We start from the raw sequence: 6,450 nt of genomic DNA, 5'->3' as shown, positions 1-6,450 counted from the left end.
GCCGGCCGCGCCGCCGCTGGCCGCGTTCAGCCCCGGCCCGACGCCGGCGCCGCGTGCGCGCAAGCGGCGCAAGGTCTTGCTGGCCGAGGACAATCCGGTCAATGTCGAAGTGGCCGGCGCCATGCTCGAGGGACTGGGGCTGGAAGTGAGCCGCGCCTGCAACGGCGAGCAGGCGCTGCAGGCCGAGCAGGCCGGCGAGTTCGACCTGATCCTGATGGATTGCCAGATGCCGGTCATGGACGGCTTCGCCGCCACCACCGAAATCCGCCGCCGCGAGCAACAGCGCGGTCGCGGGCGCAGCGTGCCCATCATCGCCATCACCGCCAACGCGCTGCAGGGCGACCGCGAATCCTGCCTGGCGGCCGGCATGGACGACTACCTGAGCAAGCCGTTCACGCAGCAGGCGCTGGGGCAGACCATCGCCCGCTGGATCAGCCTGCCGCGCATGGCCCCCACGCCGCCCGCGCTGGAAGCACCGGAAGAGCAGGCAGCGCCAGCCGTGGCCATGCCCCACAGCGAGATCAACCGCCAGGCGCTGCAGAACATCCGCGCGCTCAGCGCCACCAACGGCGACGCATTGCTCGACCGCGTGCTGCACGCCTATCTCGACGACACCCCCAGCCACCTGCACACGCTGCGCCAGGCGATCGCCGCCGGCGACACCGGCCAGTTGCGCAAGGCCGCCCACAGCCTCAAGTCCAGCAGCGCCAACGTCGGCGCCGACGCGCTGGCGCAGCGCTGCCGGGAGCTCGAGCAGCTGGGCCGCAATGACACCACCGCCGGGGCCGCTGTCCTGCTGGCGGATATGGAACGTACTTTCCAGGCCGTGCGGCAGGCGTTGGGAGCTATCCTGGAAAAGGAAACATGACATGGCAACGCCCACCTCCCCCAAGCGCGGCCTGGTCCTGGTCGCCGACGACGATCCCGTGATGCGCATGCTGATGCTGGAGATGCTGGCCCAGGTCGGCCTGGACGCGGTGGAAGCCGAGGACGGCCTGCAAGCGGTGGAATGCTTCCAGCGCCTGACGCCGGACCTGCTGCTGCTTGACGTCGACATGCCCGGCATGGACGGCTTCGCCGTGTGCCGCGAGATCCGCCGGCTGGAAACCCAGACCACCGTGCCCATCATCATGGTCACCGGCGGCGACGAGCTGGAATCGGTGACCAAGGCCTACGAGGCCGGCGCCACCGATTTCGTCTCCAAGCCGATCAACTGGCCCATCCTCGGCCACCGCGTGCTGTACGTGCTGCGCGCCAGCGACGCCATCACCCGCCTGCGCATCGCCGACGCCCACCACCGCGCGGTGCTGGCGGCGATCCCGGACACCTTCTTCCGCATGAACAAGGACGGCTACTACCTCGATTACGAGCAGGGCCACGAGGCCAGCGGCGTGTTCGCCAGCGACCAGTGCGTGGGCCGCCACCTGAACCAGGTGCTGCCGGGAGACATCGCCCGGCATATGCTGGAACAGGTGCAGACCGTGCTCGACACCCAGCACATCCGCTCGCTCGACTACGAGCTGCCCATCCCCGGCGCGGCCCCGCGCGTGCGCCAGGGCGAGCACACGGGGCCGGCGCCGGTGCGGCATTTCGAGGCGCGGCTGGTGGCCACCGGCCCCGACGAGGTGCTGGGCCTGGTGCGCGACATCAGCGAGCGCAAGCGCACCGAGGAGCAGATCCGCCGGCTGGCCTATTGCGACAGCCTGACCGGCATCCCCAACCGCCAGGCCTTCCTGGAAACGCTGGAGGCCGAGCTGGTGCGCTCACGCAAGGGCAACAAGAAATTCGCCGTGCTGTTCATGGACCTGGACGCCTTCAAGCGTATCAACGACACGCTGGGCCATGACGTCGGCGACCATCTGCTCAAGGCCGTCTCCGAGCGCCTGCGCGAGACCACGCGGCCCAGCGACCTGGTCTCGCGCACCGAGGTCGGCAGCAACAACCTGGCGCGCCTGGGCGGCGACGAATTCACCATCCTGATCCCCGACCTGGAGCGGGTGGAAAACGCGCTCAACGTGGCCCACCGCGTCAAGGAAGCGATGCGCCGGCCCTTCCTGCTGGACACGCACGAGATCTTCGTCACCGCCAGCATCGGCATCTCGCTGTACCCGGAGGATGGCGAGGACTGCAACTCGCTGCTGAAGTTCGCCGACACCGCGATGTACCACGCCAAGAACTGCGGCAAGAACAACGCCAAGCTGTACAGCTCGTCGCTGACGATGCAGATCATGAGCCACGTCAAGCTGGAGGTGGGCCTGCGCAAGGCGCTGCAGAACAACGAGCTGTACCTGCTGTACCAGCCGCAGATCGACGTCGCCAGCGCCCAGATCGTCGGCGTGGAGGCGCTGGTGCGCTGGCGCCACCCGGAACGCGGCATCATCTCGCCGACCGAGTTCATCCCGCTGGCCGAGGAGACCGGCCTGATCGTGCCGATCGGCGAATGGGTGCTGCGCACCGCCTGCCGCCAGGCGATGGCGTGGAAGACGGCAGACCAGCGGCCGCTGCGGGTGGCGGTCAACCTGTCGGCCAAGCAGTTCAAGGATGAGAACCTGAGCCAGATCGTGCTGTCCACGCTGCACGAGACCGGGCTGCCGGCCGACCTGCTGGAACTGGAACTGACCGAGGGCACGCTGATGGACGACGCCCGCGCCACCATGGTCACGCTGGAACAGTTGCGCGGCATCGGCGTCTACCTGTCGATCGACGACTTCGGCACCGGCTATTCGTCGATGAACTACCTCAAGCGCTTCGACGTGCGGGCGCTCAAGATCGACCGCAGCTTCATCAGCGGCCTGCCGCAGGATTCGGAAAACGCCGCCATCACGCGCGCCATCATCGCCATGGCGCATGGCTTGAAAATGGCGGTGGTGGCGGAAGGCGTGGAGACCGGCGCCCAGCTAAGGCTGCTGGAGCAATATGGCTGCGACCTGGCGCAGGGCTACTACCTGGGCCACCCGTCGCCGCCGGAGTCGATCGACCTCATGCTCAGCAACCAGTTCGCGCTGAACGCGGCGGCGGCCAGCGATGCCGGCCACACAATGATCTTCCCCGCCCAGCACTGACGGCTGCTTACAGCACGCCATCCTGTTTCATCGCGGCGATGTCGTCGGCGCTGTAGCCCAGCGACCGCAGCACCTCGTCGTTGTGCTGTCCCAGCGACGGGCCTATCCACTTGGTGTGGCCCGGCGTGGCCGACAGCTTGGGCGAGATCGCCGGCAGCTTGACCGGCGTGCCGTCGGCGAAGTGGTGCTGCTCGAACATCTCGCGCGCGACGAACTGCGGATCGGTCATCATGTCGCGCACCGAGTAGATCTTCCCGGCCGGCACGTCGGCCGCCTTCAGCACCGTCAGCGCGCTGTCGATGTCCTGGGTGTCGCACCAGGCCTGGATGGCGTCGTCGATCTCCTGCGTGCGCTGCACGCGGCCATCGTTGCGCTCCAGCTGCGGATCGCCCGCCAGGTCGATGCTGCCCATGGCCAGCATCAGCCGCTTGAAGATCGCGTCGCCATTGCCGGCGATGACGATGTTCTCGCCATCGTTGGTGGTGTAGGTGTTGGACGGCACGATGCCCGGCAGCGCGCCACCGGTGCGCTCGCGCACCACGCCGGCGTGGTCGAACTCCGGCACCAGCGATTCCATCAGGTTGAACACGGATTCGTACAGCGCCACGTCGACCATCTGGCCCTCGCCCTTGAGGCGGCCGCCGGTGGCGTCGCGGTGGCGCAGCGCCATCATCGCGCCGATCACGCCGTGCAACGCCGCCACCGAGTCGCCGATCGACACGCCCACGCGCACTGGTGGCCGGTCCGCGTGGCCGGATACGTAGCGCAAGCCGCCCATCGATTCGCCGATGGCGCCGAAGCCCGGCAAGTCCTTCATCGGCCCGGTTTGGCCGAAGCCCGACAGGCGCACCATGATGGTGGCGGGATTGGCGGCCTTCAGTTGCTCGTAGCCGATGTCCCACTTCTCCAGCACGCCTGGGCGGTAGTTCTCGATGATGATGTCCGCCTCCAGCGCCAGCTGGCGCGCGATGGCGCGGCCGCGCGCGTGCTTGAGGTTGAGCGTCAGCGATTTCTTGTTGCGCGACTGAACCGACCACCACAACGAGGTGCCGTCCTTCAGCACCCGCCATTTGCGGATCGGATCGCCGCCGTCGGGCGACTCGATCTTGATGACCTCGGCGCCGAACTCGCCCAGCATGCGCGCACAAAAAGGGCCCGCGATCAGCGTGCCCAGTTCCAGTACCTTGATGCCGGCCAGAGGGCCCGCAGTGTTCTTCTCAGTCATGTCGCCCTTCGGTCCAGCATGGCGCGGGCGATCGTGCCCGCGTCCACGTATTCCAGCTCGCCACCAACCGGCACGCCGCGCGCCAGACGGCTCACGCGCAGGCCGCGCGCCTTCAGCAGCTCGCTGATATAGTGCGCGGTGGCCTCGCCCTCGTTGGTGAAATTGGTGGCCAGCACCACTTCCGTGACCAGGCCGTCGGCGGCGCGCGCCACCAGTTTTTCCAGGTGAATGTCCTTGGGGCCGATGCCATCCAGCGGCGACAGGCGGCCCATCAGCACGAAGTACAGGCCCTTGTAGGTCAGCGTCTGCTCGATCATCAGCTGGTCGGCCGGCGTCTCCACGACGCACAGCAGGCGGCGGTCGCGCTGCTCGTCGTTGCAGGTGTCGCAGACCTCTTCTTCCGTGAACGTATTGCACAGCGCGCAGTGATGCACGGCGTTGACCGCCTGGTGCAGCGCGCGCGACAACATGTCCGCACCGTCGCGGTCATGCTGGAGCAAGTGAAACGCCATCCGCTGCGCCGACTTGGGGCCGACGCCGGGCAGACGGCGCAGCGCTTCCGTCAGAAATTCCAGCGATTTGGACATGGTGCTTTACGTTGCGGCTGCCCTTAGAAAGGCATCTTGAAGCCGGCAGGCAGGTTCATGCCGGCGGTCAGGCCGCCCAGCTTTTCGGCGGAAGTGGCTTCGGCCTTGCGCACGGCGTCGTTGAAGGCGGCGGCCACCAGGTCTTCCAGCATGTCCTTGTCGTCGGCCAGCAGCGACGGGTCGATCGACACGCGCTTGACGTCGTTCTTGCAGGTCATCACGACCTTGACCAGGCCGGCGCCGGACTGGCCTTCGACTTCGATCAGGGCCAGCGCGTCCTGCGCCTTTTTCATGTTGTCCTGCATTGCTTGCGCTTGTTTCATCAAGCCGGCCAGTTGGTTCTTCATCATGATGGGATTCTCCGTGGATTGAAAATTAAACAGGTGTTCAGTTGGCCGCGGCCGACGCCAGCATGGCGGGCGGCGGCGTGATCGAGCCGGGCACGACCCAGGCGTCGAACTCGCGGATCAGGCTGTTCACAAAGGGATCGTTGGCGACCGTGTCCTCGGCCGCGCGCTGGCAGGCTTCGCGGTGCGCCTGCGCCTCGGCGCTGGCGGTGTACCAGACGGCGCCCAGTTCGGTGTCCACGCGCACCGGGCGGCCGAAGCGTTCGGCCAGCGCGACGGTGAGCTTCTCGACGTTGCCCGGCGTGCGCCAGGTTTCGATCGGCACGCGGACCTTGAAGACCACGGCGTTGCCGTCGATGCTGCATTCGACCAGCTCGGCCTGCATGGCCAATTGCTGGGCCACGCCGCGCAACGGCAAGGCGGCCGCCACAGCCGGCCAGTTGCCGTCCCAGTTCAGCTCGGGTACCGGCGTGATCACGTAGGCGTGCGGCGCCTTGGCCGGCGCCGGCGCGGCGCGGGCCGGCATGACGACAGCCTGCGCCTCGTCGGCATAGGCCAGCGGCGGCGGCGCCTGGTGCTGCGACGGCGCGCGCGATGGTGCGTGCGCTTGACCGTGCGATGGCGTGTGCGATTGCATATGCGACGGCGCGCGCGATGGCACTGGCGAGGATGCGTGCGATGGCGACTGGTCCGGCGCGTAGGCCGGCGCGGAGTGCGCTACCGCGCTATCGTCGGAAAATTCAGTGACCCAGGGCGGTAGGTCATCCTCGTCGTCGGCCTGCTGTGGAGCAGGCTTGGCAGCTGGCGCGGCGGGCGGCGCGACTTGCTGCGGCGCGACCTGGCGCACAGGCGCTTCCAGTACGGCCGCTTGCGCATCGCCGCCCATGATGGCCGCAGGCGGCATGTCTTCCCACGGCGCCGGGCGCGAAGGCGCAACAACAGCCGAAGACATCTGCGCGGCAGGCGGCGTGTACGCAGCGCCAGGCGCGTGCGGCTGCGAAGGCGAGGCGGGTTGCGAGAAAACGGCAGGCGCAGATGGCGTCGCGTCCGGCGCGGCGCCAGACGGCGATGTCGGCACGCCGCTCGAAGGCGCCACTGCAGGCACCGACGGCGCGGCCGCGGCCGGTGCCGAACTCGCCGACGCGGATCGAGCACCCGGTTTGGAAGCCGCGCGGGCAGCCTCCAAGGCAGCGTTAATGGCGGCACGCGCGGCACTGATCGGCGCCGCC

6 protein-coding genes and 1 pseudogene are annotated in these 6,450 nt (G+C 68.2%); 3 read left to right on the top strand and 4 right to left on the bottom strand.

Going from position 1 to position 6,450, the window contains the following annotated elements:
* Positions 1-868: response regulator (locus GTP90_RS34410; RefSeq protein WP_161087728.1), on the top strand; the 868-nt coding region annotated here is incomplete at its 5' end.
* Between the two features lies 1 nt (position 869).
* Positions 870-3,062: a putative bifunctional diguanylate cyclase/phosphodiesterase gene (locus tag GTP90_RS34405; RefSeq protein WP_161087727.1), complete on the top strand. Its 2,193-nt coding sequence runs from the start codon at positions 870-872 to the stop codon at positions 3,060-3,062.
* Positions 3,063-3,069: 7 nt separating this feature from the next.
* On the opposite strand, the gene GTP90_RS34400 is transcribed toward GTP90_RS34405, so the two are convergent.
* The 4 genes from GTP90_RS34400 to GTP90_RS34385 are packed head-to-tail and all read right to left on the bottom strand — an operon-like array spanning position 3,070 to position 6,125.
* The gene (locus GTP90_RS34400; RefSeq protein ID WP_161087726.1) at positions 3,070-4,287 is read right to left on the bottom strand and encodes a CaiB/BaiF CoA transferase family protein; all 1,218 of its coding nucleotides are present in this window, start codon (positions 4,285-4,287) and stop codon (positions 3,070-3,072) included.
* Positions 4,284-4,874 (bottom strand): recombination mediator RecR, encoded by a 591-nt coding sequence (recR, locus tag GTP90_RS34395; protein WP_161087725.1) that lies wholly within the window; start codon positions 4,872-4,874, stop codon positions 4,284-4,286. Before recR ends, GTP90_RS34400 begins: the two co-directional genes overlap by 4 nt.
* 23 nt (positions 4,875-4,897) lie before the next feature.
* The gene (locus GTP90_RS34390) at positions 4,898-5,224 is read right to left on the bottom strand and encodes a YbaB/EbfC family nucleoid-associated protein (protein WP_070272932.1); all 327 of its coding nucleotides are present in this window, start codon (positions 5,222-5,224) and stop codon (positions 4,898-4,900) included.
* A gap of 37 nt (positions 5,225-5,261) precedes the next feature.
* Positions 5,262-6,125, bottom strand: coding sequence for a hypothetical protein (locus GTP90_RS34385; RefSeq protein ID WP_254452184.1), 864 nt, complete (start codon positions 6,123-6,125; stop codon positions 5,262-5,264).
* On the opposite strand from GTP90_RS34385, the pseudogene GTP90_RS37195 reads away from it, so the two are divergent.
* Positions 6,124-6,450 (top strand): annotated as a pseudogene (locus GTP90_RS37195) (hypothetical protein); the annotation flags it as partial. The gene GTP90_RS34385 and the pseudogene GTP90_RS37195 overlap by 2 nt on opposite strands.

The organism is Duganella vulcania (genome assembly GCF_009857655.1).
GTDB classification, from domain to species: Bacteria; Pseudomonadota; Gammaproteobacteria; order Burkholderiales; family Burkholderiaceae_D; genus Rugamonas; species Rugamonas vulcania.
The sequence above is the reverse complement of the archived record's forward strand: the minus strand, read 5'-3'. Positions and strand labels throughout refer to the sequence as shown.

What these genes read in the sequence shown, in the direction of transcription:
- GTP90_RS34405 (WP_161087727.1), top strand. Translation starts at nt 870, where the DNA reads ATGGCAACGCCCACCTCCCCCAAGCGCGGCCTGGTCCTGGTCGCCGAC.
- GTP90_RS34390 (WP_070272932.1), bottom strand. Translation starts at nt 5,224, where the DNA reads ATGATGAAGAACCAACTGGCCGGCTTGATGAAACAAGCGCAAGCAATG.
- GTP90_RS34400 (WP_161087726.1), bottom strand. Translation starts at nt 4,287, where the DNA reads ATGACTGAGAAGAACACTGCGGGCCCTCTGGCCGGCATCAAGGTACTG.
- recR (WP_161087725.1), bottom strand. Translation starts at nt 4,874, where the DNA reads ATGTCCAAATCGCTGGAATTTCTGACGGAAGCGCTGCGCCGTCTGCCC.
- GTP90_RS34385 (WP_254452184.1), bottom strand. Translation starts at nt 6,125, where the DNA reads ATGCCGCCTGCGGCCATCATGGGCGGCGATGCGCAAGCGGCCGTACTG.